Here is a 17,448-nt window from a genome sequence, read left to right as displayed (position 1 = left end):
AAAGCGCCTCGTCTTGCTCAAATTTCCTGTTTCTACAGGGCGTCAGAGGGGCCTTAGCTCAGCTGGGAGAGCGCCTGCCTTGCACGCAGGAGGTCAGCGGTTCGATCCCGCTAGGCTCCACCATTCTCCCGACAGTCGATGACCGTTTCGTGACCAGTGGCAAGCGTTATCGCTAGCGTTTCTCACTGTTCTCTGAACAGTTGCTCTTTAACAATGTGAATCATGCTGACAAAGTCCCTTTCCTACCCGGGAAAGGGCATGAGATACGTCTCAAGCGTATCCGGCAATTGTCGTTGTTGTCATCGCGGATCAGACCCCTTGGGGTTATATGGTCAAGCGATGAAGCGCATACGGTGGATGCCTTGGCAGCCAGAGGCGATGAAGGACGTGGAAGCCTGCGATAAGGCTCGGCGAGGTGGCAAACAACCTGCGACCCGGGCATTTCCGAATGGGGAAACCCACTCAGGGTAACCTGAGTATCCTGCACTGAATCCATAGGTGCAGGAGGCGAACCGGGGGAACTGAAACATCTAAGTACCCCGAGGAACAGAAATCAACCGAGATTCCCCCAGTAGCGGCGAGCGAACGGGGACCAGCCCTTAAGCGGGTGACAGGTTAGGCGAATGAGTTGGGAAACTCAGCGATACAGGGTGATAGCCCCGTAGTCGAAAGCCTGATCCCGTGAAATCGAGTAGGTCGGGGCACGTGAAACCTTGACTGAAGACGGGGGGACCATCCTCCAAGGCTAAATACTCCTGGCTGACCGATAGTGAACCAGTACCGTGAGGGAAAGGCGAAAAGAACCCCGGAGAGGGGAGTGAAATAGATCCTGAAACCGTATGCGTACAAGCAGTGGGAGCACTCTCGTAGTGTGACCGCGTACCTTTTGTATAATGGGTCAGCGACTTATATTCAGTGGCGAGCTTAACCGTATAGGGGAGGCGTAGGGAAACCGAGTCTTAACTGGGCGACCAGTCGCTGGATATAGACCCGAAACCGGGCGATCTATCCATGAGCAGGTTGAAGGTTGAGTAACATCAACTGGAGGACCGAACCAGGATCTGTTGAAAAAGATTTGGATGACTTGTGGATCGGAGTGAAAGGCTAATCAAGCCCGGAGATAGCTGGTTCTCCTCGAAAGCTATTTAGGTAGCGCCTCACGTATCACCGCCGGGGGTAGAGCACTGTTTCGGCTAGGGGGTCATCCCGACTTACCAACCCGAGGCAAACTCCGAATACCGGTGAGTGCAGCGTGGGAGACACACAGCGGGTGCTAACGTCCGTTGTGAAAAGGGAAACAACCCAGACCGTCAGCTAAGGTCCCGAAATCCTGGTTAAGTGGGAAACGATGTGGGAAGGCTTAGACAGCTAGGAGGTTGGCTTAGAAGCAGCCATCCTTTAAAGAAAGCGTAATAGCTCACTAGTCGAGTCGGCCTGCGCGGAAGATGTAACGGGGCTCAAACCAGGTACCGAAGCTACGGGTGCATCGAATGATGCGCGGTAGAGGAGCGTCGTGTACGCCGACGAAGGTCCATTGAGAAGTGGGCTGGAGGTATCACGAGTGCGAATGCTGACATGAGTAACGATAAGGGGAGTGAAAAACTCCCCCGCCGGAAGACCAAGGGTTTCTGTTCGACGCTAATCGGAGCAGAGTGAGTCGGCCCCTAAGGCGAGGCCGAAAGGCGTAGTCGATGGGAAACGGGTCAATATTCCCGTACCTCACTGTATTGCGATGGGGGGACGAAGAAGGCTAGGTGAGCCAGGCGTTGGTTGTCCTGGTGAAAGTCAGTAGGCTGGGGAATCAGGCAAATCCGGTACCCCAAGGCCGAGAGACGAGACGAACAGACTACGGTCTGGAAGTCATCGATGCCACGCTTCCAGGAAAAGCCTCTAAGCTTCAGATACAGTGGGACCGTACCCCAAACCGACACAGGTGGTCAGGTAGAGAATACCAAGGCGCTTGAGAGAACTCGGGTGAAGGAACTAGGCAAAATGGTGCCGTAACTTCGGGAGAAGGCACGCCGCATTAGGGTGAAGGGACTCGCTCCCAGAGCCCGACGCGGTCGAAGATACCAGGTGGCTGCAACTGTTTATTAAAAACACAGTACTCTGCAAACGCGTAAGCGGACGTATAGGGTATGACGCCTGCCCGGTGCCGGAAGGTTAATTGATGGTGTTAGCTTCGGCGAAGCTCCTGATCGAAGCCCCGGTAAACGGCGGCCGTAACTATAACGGTCCTAAGGTAGCGAAATTCCTTGTCGGGTAAGTTCCGACCTGCACGAATGGCGTAATGATGGCCACGCTGTCTCCACCCGAGACTCAGTGAAATTGAAATCGCAGTGAAGATGCTGTGTACCCGCGGCTAGACGGAAAGACCCCGTGAACCTTTACTACAGCTTCACACTGGACGCTGATGTTGCTTGTGTAGGATAGCTGGGAGGCTTGGAAACCCGGTCGCCAGATCGAGTGGAGCCAACCTTGAAATACCAGCCTGGCATCATTGGCGTTCTAACTCAGGTCCGTGATCCGGATCGAGGACCGTGTGTGGTGGGTAGTTTGACTGGGGCGGTCTCCTCCCAAAGCGTAACGGAGGAGCACGAAGGTACCCTCAGCACGGTTGGAAATCGTGCAATGAGTGCAAGAGCATAAGGGTGCTTAACTGCGAGACAGACACGTCGAGCAGGTACGAAAGTAGGTTCTAGTGATCCGGTGGTTCTGTATGGAAGGGCCATCGCTCAACGGATAAAAGGTACTCCGGGGATAACAGGCTGATACCGCCCAAGAGTTCACATCGACGGCGGTGTTTGGCACCTCGATGTCGGCTCATCACATCCTGGGGCTGAAGTCGGTCCCAAGGGTATGGCTGTTCGCCATTTAAAGTGGTACGCGAGCTGGGTTTAGAACGTCGTGAGACAGTTCGGTCCCTATCTGCCGTGGGCGTTGGAGATTTGAGAAGCGCTGCTCCTAGTACGAGAGGACCGGAGTGGACGTACCTCTGGTGTTCCGGTTGTCACGCCAGTGGCATTGCCGGGTAGCTATGTACGGACGGGATAACCGCTGAAAGCATCTAAGCGGGAAGCCCCCTTCAAGATGAGATCTCCCCGAGGCCTCGAGCCTCCTGAAGGACCCAGCAAGACCAGCTGGTTGATAGGTCGGATGTGGAAGCGCTGCAAGGCGTTGAGCTAACCGATACTAATTGTCCGTGAGGCTTGACCATATAACACCCAAGTGGTCTGTCGATGACAACAGACGACGCCGGATACGCGAGACGCATCTCGTCAGCATGATTTGCATTGCCCTTTTTCGCCTGACGACCATAGCGTGCGGGAACCACCTGATCCCATGCCGAACTCAGCAGTGAAACCGCTCAGCGCCGATGGTAGTGTGGGAGTTCCCATGCGAGAGTAGGTCATCGTCAGGCATCTATTCCGAGAAAACCTCGAGCCCACAAGGCTCGGGGTTTTTTCATGCCCGGGCGAAAAGATCCGGCAGCAGACAGGCTGCATGGCGGGCGGCCTGGGGCCGGGGAGCTTCCCTGGAGAGCACCGGGGCGCCGGCCGCCGGAGGGCCGGCCCGATCATCGTCAGGCATCACTTCCGAGAAAACCCCGGGCCGAATGGCCCGGGGTTTTTTATGTCCGAATGGTAAGCCGCCCTGGTCCTTGCCAAGAAACCTTTAGGCCGTATGGCTCGGGTTTGTCATGCCTAAAGGACGGGTCGGGTGATGGGCGATTCGGCCATGGCCGGCATCTCTCCGAAAAGCCCTCGGGCCGAAAGGCTCGGTTCGCTCCATGTCTGGCCGTTGCCGTGGGATCGGCAAGTGCATCGATGGGGAGGGGCGTCGAGCCGACCGACCTTGGGCGCTTCCTTGGGGGGCGCACGACGAGGGAGCCTGCGGGATAGCTGTCGCCATCGGGCGTGCAAAAAAACAGGCCTCCGGCGAATGCCGGAGGCCTGTTCTTCGTCTACCGGGAGGGGCTTATCCGGGCTGGACGGTCGCCGCGAGGGGTGCCGCGTGCCGACCCTGGCGATAGCTCCACAGCAGCACCGCGACGAAGATGGCCAGGCCGAGCAGGTCCAGGGCCAGGTTGCCATGGGGCCACAGCATCAGCGCGCCGATCGGGAACATGCCGAGGCGTAACCACCAGGGCAGCTCGTGTTCCAGGTAGCCCTCGAGCCCGGCGATGATGGCGTAGATCCCGAACGCGGCGAACACGAACACCGTGACCATGTCGAGCGCCGAGCCAGTGATCAGCGGCGACCACACGAACAGCAGCGGGATGATGTACAGCCCCTTGGCGATCTTCCAGGCGGTGAAGCCGGTACGCATCTGCGGCGTCTCGGCGATGGCCGCCGCGGCGAAGGCGGTCAGGCACACCGGGGGAGTGACATTGGAGTCCTGGGACAGCCAGAAGATCACCATGTGGGCCGCGACCAGCAGCATGGTCAGGGTGTGCGGCGACAGCGCCTGCTCGTAGAGCTGGCTGCGGAAGTTGTCCGGCACCACCGACAGCAGCTCCCTGGCCGAGGCGGCATCCATCGGCGCGTTCAGGGCGGCCAGCTGGTCGGGTGCGGCCAGCATGAAGATGGCCCTGGCCTGTTCGGGGAGCTGGCCGCTCATCAGCAGGTCGATCAACTGATCCTGGGCCATCAGGCCGTAGAGCGCCGGCGCCGACAGGGTGCCCAGCACGATGTAGGCCGCGGTGACCGGCAGGCCCATGCCCAGCACCAGGGAAGCCACGGCGATCAGCACCAGGGTGATCAGCAGGCTGCCGCCGGCCCAGTCGGTGATCATCAGCGAGAAGACGTTGCCGATGCCGGTGGTGGAGACCACATTGACGATCAGCCCGACCGTCATCAGCAGGATGGCGGTGGTGATCATGTTGCGGGCGCCGAGCGACAGGGCCTCGAGGATGGCGCTGACGGTCATCGGCGTCTTCGACAACCAGGAGGCGGCCACCACCGAGAGGATGGCGATACCCGCGGCATAGGTGGGCGTGAAGCCGTAGATCAGGGCCGCGACCAGCACCACCAGCGGCAGCAGGTAGTGCCAGCCGCCCTTGAGCACGGTCGCAAAGCTCGGAGCGTCCTCGTCGGCCAGTTGGTGGGCATGGCTGCGCTTGGCCTCGATGCGCACGAACATGGCGACGGAGATGAAGTACAGCAGCGCCGGCAGGGCGGCGATGCCGATGATGGAGAGGTATGAGACCTGGGTGTAGGACGCCATGATGAAGGCGCCCGCGCCCATCACCGGAGGCATCAACTGGCCACCGGTGGAGGCGGCGGCCTCGACGCCGGCGGCGAAGCGCGCCGGGAAGCCGGCCTTGCGCATCATCGGGATGGTGATGACGCCGGTGGAGACGGTGTTGGCGACGCTGGAGCCGGAGACCGAGCCCATCAGGCCGGAGGCGAAGACGGCCACGAATCCCGGTCCGCCGACGAAGCGTCCGGCGGCGCAGCGCGCCAGCTCGATGATGAAGTCGCCGGCCCCCGAGCGCACCAGGAAGGCGCCGAACAGGATGAACATGAACACGTACGACCAGGAGATGCGGGCGATGGAGCCCAGCATGCCCTCGCCGCCCATGTAGCTCCGGAACAGCACGGTTTCCCAGCTCAGCCCGGGGAAGTTGAACACCCCGCCGACGTACTGGCCCCACCAGGCCACGTAGGTCAGGGCGACCAGGCACAGCGCCGGGATGAACCAGCCGGTGGTGCGGCGGGCGAATTCCAGTATCAGGCCCAGGGCGACGATGGACACGACCCAGTCGGCGGTCGAGAAACGCACGCCGCGGTCGTAGAGCGCATCCTCGAAGGCGATCAGGTAGAGCGCGCAGCCCACCGCCGCCAGGCCCAGCAGGATATCGACCACCAGCACCAGCCGGCGTCGCGACGGCTTGGCGGTGTGGAGCATCGGCACGGCCAGCGCGCACAGTAGGCCGAACAGGCCGAAGTGCAGCGCGCTGGTCCAGACCTCGGACAGGGTGCTGAAGGTGTTGAAGTAGAGGTGGGTCAGGGCGATGACGATGGTCAGGCCGAACAGCAGTCGCCCCAGCCAGGGGTGATCGAGACGCGCCGGGGCCTCGCGGGCCGACTCGTCTCGGACCTCGCTTGCGGGTGTGGTGTTCATGGAAGCTCTCCTGGAGCGGACGGCGGCGGCCAGAGGTGAAGGTCGCTACCGTCGACAGTGCCTCGAGTGGCCGCCGAACCCCGTTCCCGGGGATCGACGGCGGGTCGCGGGACGGGTCGTCAGTCGGCGATCAGGGCGGCCGGAATCTCCAGCCCCTGCTCCTCGAAGAAGCGGGCCGCGCCGGGGTGCAGCGGCATCGGCAGGCCGTCGAGGGCCTTCTCCAGCGCCATGGCGCGCGTGGCGGGGTGGATGTTGTTGAGGAACGGCAGGTTCTCGTACATCGCCTTGGTGATCTGGTAGACGTCCTCGTCGGGCACCTCGGCATTGACCACCAGGATGTTGGGCTGGGCGATGGTATGGATGGCCTCGTCCTGGCCCGGATAGGTGTCGGCGTCGATCCGGTAGGGGCTCCAGACCGGGAACTCCTGGTTGATGCGTGCCAGCTGATCCTCGCTGACATCCAGCACGCTGATATCGTCGCCCATGTTGGCGAAGGCACTGGTGACCGCCGAGGCCGGGGCGCCGGCCGGGATGTTCATGCCGTCGATGTTGCCGTTCTGCATGGCTTCGGCGCTGGCGCTGTAGCCCAGGTAGGCCAGGTCCATTTGCTCCGGGTCGATGTCGAGACCGGCAAGAATTTGCCGACCGGAGCCTTCGGTGCCGGAGTTGCGCGCGCCGATGGAGAAGCCATGGTCATACAGGCCGGTCAGGTCGTCGATGGTGCCGGTATCCACCAGCTCGTTGCGCACCACGAAGTGTTCGACGTTCTGCCACAGCATGGACACCGAGCGGATGTCCTTGTAGGCCTTGGGCACCGGGCCGCTGCCGTTCCAGGCCCAGGCGCCGTAGAGGGCCTGGATGATGCCGAACTGCGCCTCGTCGGTATCCATCAGGCGCAGGTTCTCCGCCGAGCCGGCCGAACTGATGGCAGAGACCGAGAGGCCATGGGTGGGCTCGAGCTTGACCCGCACCAGGGTCGAGAGGGCGACGCCGACGGGATAGAAGGTGCCACCGGTGGTAGCCGTGCCCATGATGTACTGACCGCCGCCTTCGCTGGACTCGGCGGAGGCCACGGATGCGCCCAGGCCGAGCGCGGTGGCGGTGGAGAGGGTCAGGGCGAGTTTCAGGAACTGGCGTTTTTGCATACGAGCCTCCGTCGCAAGCGAGTTATTTTGATGACTGGCTCGCTGATATAGCGACAAGCCTGCCAACAAGAGGCTTTTGCTTTTTCTTCAGTATGTTGGGGCGATCAAGGGGGCGTCGTTCGGGAGCGTCCGCCCGGTTGTCGGCCATTTCTTGCCGATGCTGAACGGCATCGTCGGCAGGAAATGGCCGATCCGTCAGGCATCGCTCGGGTCGGTGGACTCGGGGGCTTCGGGATCGAGGAAGGCCTCGCGGCGCAGCCCGTGCCGGAGCATCTTCTGGTTGAGGGTTCGCCGGGGCAGTTCCAGCTCTTCCATCACCGCCTGGATATTGCCGCCGTGCCGACCCAGGGCGGCCCGCAGCAGGGCGCATTCGAAGGCGGCGACCTGGGCGTTCAGCGAGCCGGGCTCGCTCTCCCCGCCCTCTTCGAGCCCGGGAATCTCGAGCCCCAGCACGAAGCGGGTGGCGGCATTACGCAGCTGGCGCAGGTTGCCCGGCCACGGCTGCCGTTCGAGGGCCTGGAGCAGCGCGGGAGTCGCCTCTGGCGCGTCGCGCTCGTGGACCGCGGCGGCCTGTCGGCAGAAGTGGCCGAACAGCGTCGCGACGTCCTCGCGGCGTTCCCGCAAGGCTGGCAGGCGCAGCTCGGTGATCGCCAGCCGATAGTAGAGGTCCTCGCGGAATCGTCCCTCCCGCACCAGGGTCGGCAGGTCGGCCTTGGCGGCCGCCACCACGCGCAGGTCCACCGGGCGCACCGCGTTGCTGCCCAGCGGCGTGATCTCGCCCTCCTGCAGGGCGCGCAGCAGCTTGACCTGGGCGCTCAGCGGCAGCGACTCGACTTCGTCGAGGAACAGGGTGCCGCCGCTGGCATGCTCCAGCTTGCCGATGCGCCGGCCGTGAGCCCCGGTGAAGGCACCTTTCTCGTGGCCGAACAGCTCCGACTCGACCAGCTCGGGGGCCAGGGCGCCGCAGTTGAGGGCCACGAACGGGGCCTCGCCGCCGGGGCCGAACTCATGCAGGCAGCGGGCGACCACCTCCTTGCCGCTGCCGGTCTCGCCGTAGACCAAGACGTTGGCCCGCACCGGGGCCAGTGTCTCGAGCTGGCGGCGCAGGGCCACCATGGCCGGCGCCTGGCCCAGCAGGCGGCTCGCCAGGTCGCCCTGGCGGAGGGTCCGCCTGAGGCGCTCGTTTTCCCGCGCCAGTCGTCGCTGTGCGAGGGCGCGGCGCACGCACTCCTCGAGGCGCTCCGGCGCGAAGGGCTTCTCCACGAAGTCCCAGCAGCCGGCCTGCATGGCGGCGACCGCCATGGGCACGTCGCCGTGGCCGGTGATGAGCACCACCGGGGGCGGCATCTCGAGCGCCTGGACGGCATCGAGCAGCGCCAGGCCGTCCATGCCCGGCATCTTGACGTCGCTGACCAGCACGCCGCAGGGGGCGTCGTGACGCAGGGCTTCGAGGGCCGGCGTCGCGGCGTCGAAGGTGCGCACCGCCAGCTCCGAGACCTCCAGCCACTGGCTCAGCGACTCCCTGACGTCCGGGTCGTCGTCCACCAGCCACACGGGGAGAGTGTCTTCAGTCGGCATCCTGGGGATCTCCTGCGGATGAGGGCGGTGCCGTGGCGAGGGGCAGGGCGACCTCGAAGCAGGCGCCGCCCCGCTCGAGATTGGTGGCGGTGATGCGGCCCTCCAGGTCCTGGACGATGCCGAAGCAGATGAACAGCCCCAGCCCCAGGCCGTCGCCCACCGCCTTGGTGGTGAAGAAGGGATCGAAGAGGCGCGACAGGATGGCCTCGTCGATGCCCGGACCGTTGTCGGCGATCCGCAGCGTCATGCTTTCCTCGCCGGCCGCCAGGGCGATGGCCAGTCGCGACCGCTCGACCGGCGCCAGGGCATCCAGGGCGTTGCGCAGCAGGTTGGTGAGCAGCTGCTCGATGCGCAGCGCATCGCCGAGGACGGGTCGACCCGGCGCCTCGCCATGCTCGATCACCACCTCGACGCCCTGGCGGCGAATGCGCTCGTCGAGCAGCTCCAGCACGAAGGTCAGGCGCTCTTCGAGATCGATGGGTTCGCGGCTGCCGCCGCGGCGAGCGAACAGCCTGAGCTGACGGATCAGCGCATCCTGACGATCGCACAGCGACTGGATGCGCGTGAAGTTGCTCGCGGCCGCCTCTTCGCGGCCCTTGGTCAGCAGGCGAACGCCGTTGGCGGCATAGGTGCGAATGCCCGAGAGCGGCTGGTTCAGCTCATGGGCGATGCCGGCCGCCATGGTGCCGAGCGAGGCCAGCTTGCCGGCCTGTACCAGCTCCTCCTGGGCCTCCTGCAGCGCCCGGGTGCGCTCGATGACCCGCGATTCGAGCCGCTCGTTGGCCTCGCGGACGATGCGTGCCTCGCGGTCCCTCAGGCGATGGCGCTTCTGGCGTTCGCGCAGCCACAGCGCGAGCAGCACCAGCACCAGGCTCGCGCCCGCCGCCGCCAGGAAGGCGTTGCGGGCGTCCAGGTAGAGCGGTCGCATCGGCACCAGGTAATGCATGGTCCAGCCCAGCCGCCGCTGCTCCCGCGACAGGTCCAGGTAGCGCTCGCTGACGGAGCCGCCGCCGATCGTCAGCGAACCGTCGGCCAGCACTCGGCCGAGCCGTTCGAGAGGCCGCTCGAGGAACTGGCGCTGCTGGCGGATCTCGTCCATGGCGGCGGGGGCGATCGGGGCGAGGGTTCGGTACCGCCAGCCGGGTCGGCTGGAGAGGATCACCACGCCGTTGGCGTCGGAGAGCAGCACCGTCTCCCCGGCGCGGCGCCAGCTCGCCTGCAGCGATTCCAGCGCCACCTTGATGGCCACCACCCCCACCGCCCGGCCGTCGGCGGCCGAGGTCACCGGCGCCGAGACGAAGTAGCCCGCGCGTTCGGTGGTGCTGCCGATGGCGAAGAACTCGCCCGCGCCCTCGTCCAGGGCATCCTGGAAGTAGGGGCGGAAACCGTAGTGGTGGCCGATGAAGCTGTCCGCGGTGGCGTGGTTGCTGCTGGCCACGGTATGGCCTCGCCGGTCGAGCAGGAAGATGGCCTCGGCCCCGGCGTCCGCAGCGACCCGCTCGAGATAGCGGTTGGCGCGTTCGAGGACGGCGCCCGAGGCATCGTCCGCCGCCGCGCGAATCCGCGGCTGGCCGGCCAGCAGCCTCGGCAGGTAGGCGAAGCGCGCCAGGGCGCCCTCCAGGGTGGTGGAGTACAGCGACAGCCGGTTATCGGCATGCTGGCGGGCGACCTCCAGCGACTGCTGGAACTGCCACTGCCAGGCGCCCCACCACAGGGCGGCCGCCAGCAGGCCGGTGGCGCTCAGCAGGGCGATGCGCCAGGGGCGCGTCACGGTGGCCGTGGCGTTCACGGGGCGGCTTCGTACAGCTCGATGGGGGTGCCGTCTGGATCGCTGAAGAAGGTGAAGCGGGCGCCGGTGATCTCGTCGATGCGGATCGGCTCGGGGGAGACGCCGCGGGCCTCGAGCAGGGCCACGCAGGCATCCAGCTCCGGCGTGGCGAGCGCCAGATGGCGCAGGCCGCAGGCCTCGGGATAGCTGGGGCGTGGCGGAGGCGTGGGAAAGGAGAACAGCTCGAGGCGGATGCCGCCGGGCAGGCGCAGGTCGAGCTTGTGGCTGTCACGGGCCTCGCGATAGGTCTCGTGGAGGATCTCGGCGTCCAGTACCTCGAGGTAGAAGCGCCTGGCCCGCGGATAGTCGGCGGTGATCAGGGCCACGTGATGCACGCCGCCCAGCGGCAATCGTTGCTCGCTCATGGAATGACTCGTCGATGGGGAGCGGGCGGGGCGATGCGCCCCGCCGGGGAAACTCGGCTCAGCGGCAGAGGCCTTCCAGGACCTCGACCAGGCTGTCCATCTCGTCCTCGGTGCCGATGGAGATGCGCAGCCAGCCGCTCAGCGCCTCGGTGTTGAAGTGGCGGACCAGGATGCCGCGCTCGCGCAGGCCGACGAACAGCTGGGCGGCGTCCTGCGACGGATGGCTGACCAGCAGGAAGTTGCTCTGCGACGGCAGCACCCGGAAGCCCAGGCCCTCGAGGCGGGTGCGGGTGCGCTCGCGGGTGGTGATCACCGCCTCGCGGCAGGCCTCGAAGTGCTCGCGATCCTCCAGCGAGGCGATGCCGATGGCGCTGGCCAGGCTGTCGATCGGATAGGAGTTGAAGGAGTCCTTGACCCGCTCGAGCCCCTCGATCAGCTCCCGCGAGCCCACCGCGTAGCCGAGCCGCAGGCCGGCCAGGCTGCGCGACTTGGAGAAGGTGCCGGTGACCAGCAGGTTGGGGTAGCGCTCGACCAGCGGCACGGCGCTCTCGCCGCCGAAGTCCACGTAGGCCTCGTCGACCAGCACCACCGACTCGGTGATGCGCTCCAGCAGGCCGGCGATCGCCTCGCGGTCGTGGCCGTGGCCGGTCGGGGCGTTGGGGTTGGCGAAGATGGCGCCGCCGGCGTCCGGCGAGAAGGCCTGGAGGTCGACGCGCCACTCGGCGTCCAGCGGCAGGGCGCGACGCTCCACGTCATAGAGCCGGCAGTACACCGGATAGAAGCTGTAGGTGATGGCCGGCATCTCCAGCGGCCGGTCGTGGCAGAAGAAGGCCTGGAAGGCCAGGGCCAGCACCTCGTCGGAGCCGTTGCCGACGAACACCTGCTCCACCTCGACGCCGAGGTCCCGGGCCAGGGCCTCGCGCAGGGCGCGGGACTCGGGATCGGGGTAGCGGCGCAGGTGGTCGGCCGGGAACTCCCGCAGCACCGCCTCGACGCCCGGCGCCGGCGGATAGGGGTTCTCGTTGGTGTTCAGCTTGACCAGACGCTCGCGGGGCTGCTCGCCGGGGACGTAGGGCGTCAGCTCGCGGACCTTGGGGCTCCAGAACTTGCTCATTCTTCACTTCTCGGGTCGCGGGGCAATGCGGCCATGGTCGCCCGCCCGGGCCCCCCGCGCAAGCCGGCCTCCGTGGTAGGCTGTGCCGCATCGATTCGCCTGCTAGGAAAGCCCCGATGATCGGTCAGATCCTTGCCTCGCTGCTGCCGGTGTTCCTTATCGCCGGCTGCGGGACCCTCTACGGCCGCTATCGGCGCCCCGACATCCGCAGCCTCAACACCCTCAACATGGAGCTGTTCGTGCCGCTGCTGGTGTTCGCGGTGCTGGCCGACCGCGAGGCACCGCTGACCGACTACGCGCGCCTGGCCCTGGCCGGCCTGGTGGTGGTGCTCGGCTCGGGGTTGCTGCTGTGGCCGCTGGTTCGGCTGCTGGGCCTCGAGGCGAAGACCTTCCTGCCGCCGATGATGTTCAACAACGCCGGCAACATGGGCGTGCCGCTGATCGTGCTGGCCTTCGGCGAGGCGGCGCTGCCGGCCGCGGTGGTGCTGTTCATCGTCGAGATGCTGCTGCACTTCTCGGTGGGGCTCTATCTGCTCGATCCGCGCACGCCGCTGTGGCGGCTGCTGCGCATGCCCATCGTGCTGGCCAGCCTGGCGGGGCTCGGCGTCAACCTGGCCGGCGTGTCGCTGCCCGGCTGGCTGCTGGAGGCCATGGACATGCTGGGCGGGGTCTGCATCCCGCTGATGCTGTTCGCCCTCGGCGTGCGGATGCTCGACATCGACTTCGACGACTGGCGCAGCGGGGCGCTCGGTGCCGTGCTGTGCCCGCTCTCCGGGCTGTTGCTGGCCTGGCCGCTGGTCGCCTGGCTGGAGCTGTCCGGCGTCGCGGCGGCCGCGCTGTGGGTGTTCGCCGCCCTGCCGCCGGCGGTGCTCAACTACCTGGTGGCCGAGCAGTATCGCCAGGAGCCCCATCGGGTGGCCTCGCTGGTGCTGATCGGCAACCTCGGCAGCCTGGTGGTGATGCCGCTGGTGCTGTGGCAGGTGTTCGAGCACGTCAGGCCGATGGCCGGCTGAGGGGAACCCGACGGCGGATCGGACTGTCCGCTACTACCACGAGAGGTTATGCTGTGGGGCAGGCTGCCGCGAAGGCGGCGTCATGCCCATTGGTTAGGAGGACGAAGATGCAAATCAGGACGTTGCTGGCCGGCTCCGCGATGCTTGCCCTGCTGGCAGGCTGTGCGGGCGGCCCGGGCGGGCAAGCCACCGAGCCCGGAATGGATACCGCAGAAAGCACCTATCAGGGCACCCTGCCGTGCCGTAACTGCGAGGGGATCGACCTGGACGTGACCCTGATGGGCGATGCCCAGAGCACCGCCGCAGAACGGACCTTCGATCTCGAGGCCTCCTACCGGGGCCATCCGCAGAATCCGCCGGACGAGAACTACGCGGGCAACTGGCAGGTGCTCGACGGCACCGCCGACAACCCCGAGGCCACCGTCTACGAGCTGACGCCCCAGGGCGAGGGCCAGACCTACTACTTCCTGCGCCTCGACCCGCAGACCCTGGAGCTGATCGACCCCCAGCGTCGCCGCTTCCAGAACAACGAGATGCTGCGCCTGAAGCGCCTGTGAGGCGGTCGGTCACGTAGCCGAGAGGGGCGACCGGTCGGTCGCCCCTCGTCGTTGGGCCTCGGGCCCGCCATCCAGAACTTAGCCCCGGACCTCCCATGGCCAAAGCGAAAAGCGCCTTCGTGTGCACCGAGTGCGGTGCCGAATACCGCAAGTGGCAGGGCCAGTGCGCGAGCTGCCGCGAATGGAACACCCTGAGCGAGGTGCGGCTGTCGGCCGCGCGACCCGGGGCCGGCAGCGCAGGCGGCGCGGCGGCGCGTGGCGGCTACGCCGGGGCGGTGTCCCGGGAGGTGGTCGACCTGGCCAACGTCGACCTCAGCGAGGTGCCGCGGCTGTCCTCGACCTTCGAGGAGTTCGACCGGGTGCTGGGCGGCGGCCTGGTGCCGGGCTCGGCGGTGCTGCTGGGCGGCCATCCCGGCGCCGGCAAGTCGACCCTGCTGCTGCAGACCGCCTGCAAGCTGGCCCAGCAGCGCAGCGTGCTCTACGTCACCGGCGAGGAGTCGCTGTCCCAGGTGGCGATGCGCGCCCACCGCCTGCAGCTGCCCACCCAGGGCCTGAAGATGCTGGCCGAGACCAGCATCGAGACCATCCTCGGCGTGGCCGAGCGCGAGCGGCCGGACATCCTGATCATCGACTCCATCCAGACCACCCACCTCGAGGACATCGCCTCGGCGCCGGGCGGGGTGGCCCAGGTGCGCGAGTCCGCCGCGGCGCTGACCCGCTTCGCCAAGCAGTCCAGCACCGTGCTGCTGCTGGTCGGCCACGTCACCAAGGACGGCACCCTGGCCGGCCCCAAGGTGCTCGAGCACATGATCGATGCCTCGCTGCTGCTCGAAGGCGGCGCGGACTCGCGCTTTCGCACCCTGCGCGGCCAGAAGAACCGCTTCGGCGCGGTCAACGAGCTGGGCGTGTTCGCGATGCTCGAACACGGCCTCAAGGAGGTGAAGAATCCCAGCGCCATCTTCCTGTCGCGCACCGAGGAGCAGGCCCCGGGCAGCCTGGTGATGGTGGTCTGGGAGGGCACCCGGCCGATCCTCGTCGAGGTCCAGGCGCTGCTCGACGACTCGGCGCTGGGCAATCCGCGACGGGTGGCGGTGGGCCTCGACCAGAACCGCCTGGCCATGCTGCTGGCGGTGCTGCATCGCCACGGCGGGCTGTTCACCGGCGACCAGGACGTCTTCCTCAACGTGGTCGGCGGGGTCAAGGTGCTCGAGACCAGCGCCGACCTGGCGGTGCTGATCGCGGTGGTATCGAGCCTGCAGAACCGGCCGCTGGCCCGCGAGCTGGTGGTGTTCGGCGAGGTGGGGCTGTCCGGCGAGATCCGCCCGGTGCCGAGCGGCCAGGAGCGCATCGTCGAGGCCGCCAAGCACGGCTTTCGCCGCGCCATCGTGCCCCGCGCCAACGCCCCCAAGCACTCCCCCGAGGGCATGGAGGTGGTGGCCGTGGACAAGCTGGCCGATGCCCTGGAGGCGTTGTAGTGTCGCGGCGAGCGTGAAATCGGCGTTCAGCGACGGGGCGGGGGCTCTGTGTTGTAGAATGCCGGTAAAGACGCCAAGGAGACCGTGATGAGTGCCATTCGCCTGACGCAGTACAGCCATGGCGCCGGCTGTGGCTGCAAGATCGCCCCCGACGTCCTCGACGGCATCCTGGCCAAGGCCGGGCCGGGCGCCAGCCACTCGCGGCTGATCGTCGGCAACCAGGGCCGCGAGGACGCCGCCGTCTACGACCTGGGCGACGGCCGCGGCATGATCGCCACCACCGACTTCTTCATGCCGATCGTCGACGACCCCTTCGACTTCGGCCGCATCGCCGCCACCAACGCGATCAGCGACGTCTTCGCCATGGGCGGCTCGCCGGTCATGGCGCTGGGCATCCTCGGCTGGCCGATCGACACCCTCGGCCCGGATATCGCCGGCGACGTGGTGGCCGGTGCCCAGGCGGTCTGTCGCGAGCTGGGCCTGGCGCTGGCCGGCGGGCATTCCATCGATGCCCCGGAGCCGATCTTCGGCCTGTCGGTCAACGGCCTGGTCGACCTCGAGCACCTCAAGCTCAACAAGGGCGCCCAGGTCGGCGACCTGCTCTACTTGACCAAGCCGCTGGGCGTGGGCCTGCTGACCACCGCCGAGAAGAAGGGGCTGCTCCAGCCCGGCCACCAGGGCCTGGCGCGGCGCACCATGCTCGAGTCCAACCGCATCGGCACCGAGCTGGCGAAGGTTGCCGGCGTGCACGCCATGACCGACGTGACCGGCTTCGGCCTGGCCGGCCACCTCAACGAGGTCTGCGAGGCCAGCGGCGTGGCCGCGCGGATCGACTTCCGCCGCCTGCCGCGCCTGGCCGAGGCCGAGGCCTACCGTCGCCAGGGCGCGGTGCCCGGCGGCAGCCGTCGTAACCGCGATGCCCTGGGCGCGGCGCTGCCGGCCATGGACGACGCCCACTGGCAGTGGCTGTGCGATCCCCAGACCTCCGGCGGCCTGCTGCTGTCGGTGCATCCCTCCTGGGAGGACGACGTCGAGCGGGTCGGTCGCGCCCACGGCCTCGAACTCGCGCCCTTCGGCGAGATCGTCGCCGAGCGCGGCGCGGCGCGGCTCGAGGTGAAGGGGTGAGCCTGCCGCTGGTCGAGCCGGATCTCGAGCTGCTGCGCGAGGGGCGCACCCTGATCGACGTGCGGGCCCCGGTGGAGTTCGCCCATGGCGCCTTGCCCGGGGCGATCAACCTGCCGCTGATGGACGACGCTGAGCGCCATCTCGTCGGCATCGAGTACAAGCAGCACGGCCAGCAGGCCGCCATCGAACTGGGCCAGCGGCTGGTCGGCGGCGGGCTCAAGGCCGCCCGGGTGGCGGCCTGGCGGCAGGCGCTGGAGCAGCATCCCGACGCCATCGTCTACTGCTTTCGCGGCGGGCTGCGTTCCCAGGTCGCCCAGCAGTGGCTGGCCGAGTCCGGCATCACCCGGCCGCGCATCCGCGGCGGCTGGAAGGCCATGCGCCAGGCGCTGTGCGCGCGCATCGACGCCGCCGCCGAACAGCCGCTGCTGGTGGTCGGCGGGCTGACCGGCTGCGCCAAGACGGCGCTGATCGACGCCCTGGATCAGGGGCTGGACCTCGAGGGCTGCGCCCGCCACAAGGGCTCGGCCTTCGGCCGCCATCCGCTGCCGGCGCCGTCGCAGATCGACTTCGAACACGCCATGGGCCGGCGGCTGCTCGAGCTGCCGGGGCCGGTGGTGCTGGAGGACGAGTCGCGCCACATCGGCTCGGCCAACGTGCCGCTGACCTTCTGGCACGGCATGGAGGCCGCCCCGCGGGTGCGCGTCGAGATGCCGCTGGACTGGCGGCTGGCGCAGATCCACAAGGACTACATCGACGACCTGTGGGCGATCTATCGCCACCAGTTCGGCGACTGGCTGGGCTGGGCGCTGATGCGCAAGCAGCTGGCCGGCGCCCTGGCGCGGCTCAGGAAGCGCCTCGGCGGCGCCCGGCTGGCGCGCCTGCAGCGCTTGCAGGAGCTGGCCTTCCGCGAGCACGAGCGCGGTAACCGCCAGGCCCACGAGGCCTGGCTGGCGCCGCTGCTCACCGAGTACTACGACCCCATGTATCGCTACCAGCTCGAGAAGCATGACGACCAGCGCTTCCTCCATGTGGGCGACTGGGACAGCTGCCTGGCCTTCGCCCGGGACTGGGTCGCCGAGGCGGAGCGGCGGGGCGTGTCCCGCGCCGCGACCCCGGCCTGAG

At 67.0% G+C, this 17,448-nt stretch carries 11 protein-coding genes, 1 tRNA gene and 2 rRNA genes; 8 read left to right on the top strand and 6 right to left on the bottom strand.

All coding sequences use genetic code 11. The features are described 5' to 3' along the window. Nucleotides 1–47: 47 nt before the first annotated feature. The 3 genes from ACXAFN_RS06590 (at nt 48) to rrf (ending at nt 3,421) form a co-directional block, all read left to right on the top strand. A tRNA-Ala gene (locus ACXAFN_RS06590) sits at nt 48–123 on the top strand. A gap of 207 nt (nt 124–330) precedes the next feature. Next, nucleotides 331–3,217, top strand: a 23S ribosomal RNA gene (locus tag ACXAFN_RS06585). 89 nt (nt 3,218–3,306) lie between these two features. Beyond that, a 5S ribosomal RNA gene (rrf, locus tag ACXAFN_RS06580) occupies nt 3,307–3,421 on the top strand. A gap of 557 nt (nt 3,422–3,978) precedes the next feature. On the opposite strand, the gene ACXAFN_RS06575 is transcribed toward rrf, so the two are convergent. The 6 genes from ACXAFN_RS06575 to hisC form a co-directional block, all read right to left on the bottom strand. Then, a complete protein-coding gene (locus ACXAFN_RS06575; protein ID WP_474987251.1) occupies nt 3,979–6,126 on the bottom strand; it encodes a TRAP transporter permease in 2,148 nt (715 codons plus the stop codon). 119 nt (nt 6,127–6,245) lie between these two features. Beyond that, nucleotides 6,246–7,271, bottom strand: a complete 1,026-nt coding sequence (locus ACXAFN_RS06570) for a TAXI family TRAP transporter solute-binding subunit (RefSeq protein WP_474987250.1) — start codon at nt 7,269–7,271, stop codon at nt 6,246–6,248. A gap of 195 nt (nt 7,272–7,466) precedes the next feature. Continuing rightward, a complete protein-coding gene (locus tag ACXAFN_RS06565; RefSeq protein WP_474987249.1) occupies nt 7,467–8,849 on the bottom strand; it encodes a sigma-54-dependent transcriptional regulator in 1,383 nt (460 codons plus the stop codon). Then, complete coding sequence (locus ACXAFN_RS06560; RefSeq protein ID WP_474987247.1) at nt 8,839–10,638, bottom strand: sensor histidine kinase; 1,800 nt, start codon at nt 10,636–10,638, stop codon at nt 8,839–8,841. Before ACXAFN_RS06560 ends, ACXAFN_RS06565 begins: the two co-directional genes overlap by 11 nt. Then, nucleotides 10,635–11,042 (bottom strand): SMU1112c/YaeR family gloxylase I-like metalloprotein, encoded by a 408-nt coding sequence (gloA2, locus tag ACXAFN_RS06555; protein WP_474987246.1) that lies wholly within the window; start codon nt 11,040–11,042, stop codon nt 10,635–10,637. The genes ACXAFN_RS06560 and gloA2 overlap by 4 nt, the downstream gene beginning before the upstream one ends. Nucleotides 11,043–11,100: 58 nt before the next feature. After that, on the bottom strand, nt 11,101–12,156 hold the full coding sequence (gene hisC, locus ACXAFN_RS06550) for a histidinol-phosphate transaminase (protein ID WP_474987244.1): 1,056 nt from the start codon (nt 12,154–12,156) through the stop codon (nt 11,101–11,103). A gap of 116 nt (nt 12,157–12,272) precedes the next feature. Between hisC and ACXAFN_RS06545 the strand changes: the two genes are divergently transcribed. From ACXAFN_RS06545 to mnmH, 5 genes are all read left to right on the top strand, one after another. Continuing rightward, nucleotides 12,273–13,169, top strand: a complete 897-nt coding sequence (locus ACXAFN_RS06545) for an AEC family transporter (RefSeq protein WP_474987242.1) — start codon at nt 12,273–12,275, stop codon at nt 13,167–13,169. Nucleotides 13,170–13,276: 107 nt separating this feature from the next. After that, nucleotides 13,277–13,726, top strand: coding sequence for a copper resistance protein NlpE N-terminal domain-containing protein (locus tag ACXAFN_RS06540; RefSeq protein WP_474987240.1), 450 nt, complete (start codon nt 13,277–13,279; stop codon nt 13,724–13,726). A gap of 95 nt (nt 13,727–13,821) precedes the next feature. Further along, nucleotides 13,822–15,201 (top strand): DNA repair protein RadA, encoded by a 1,380-nt coding sequence (gene radA / locus ACXAFN_RS06535; RefSeq protein ID WP_474987238.1) that lies wholly within the window; start codon nt 13,822–13,824, stop codon nt 15,199–15,201. Nucleotides 15,202–15,285: 84 nt separating this feature from the next. Then, the gene (gene selD, locus ACXAFN_RS06530; RefSeq protein WP_474987236.1) at nt 15,286–16,326 is read left to right on the top strand and encodes a selenide, water dikinase SelD; all 1,041 of its coding nucleotides are present in this window, start codon (nt 15,286–15,288) and stop codon (nt 16,324–16,326) included. Then, entirely contained in the window at nt 16,323–17,447 is a 1,125-nt protein-coding gene (gene mnmH, locus ACXAFN_RS06525; protein ID WP_474987235.1) for a tRNA 2-selenouridine(34) synthase MnmH, read from the top strand. Before selD ends, mnmH begins: the two co-directional genes overlap by 4 nt. Nucleotide 17,448 lies beyond the last annotated feature (1 nt).

This window comes from Halomonas sp. ABH4_019 (genome assembly GCF_056159885.1).
Note: the sequence above shows the minus strand (reverse complement) of the source record. Positions and strands in the feature narration are given on the sequence as shown.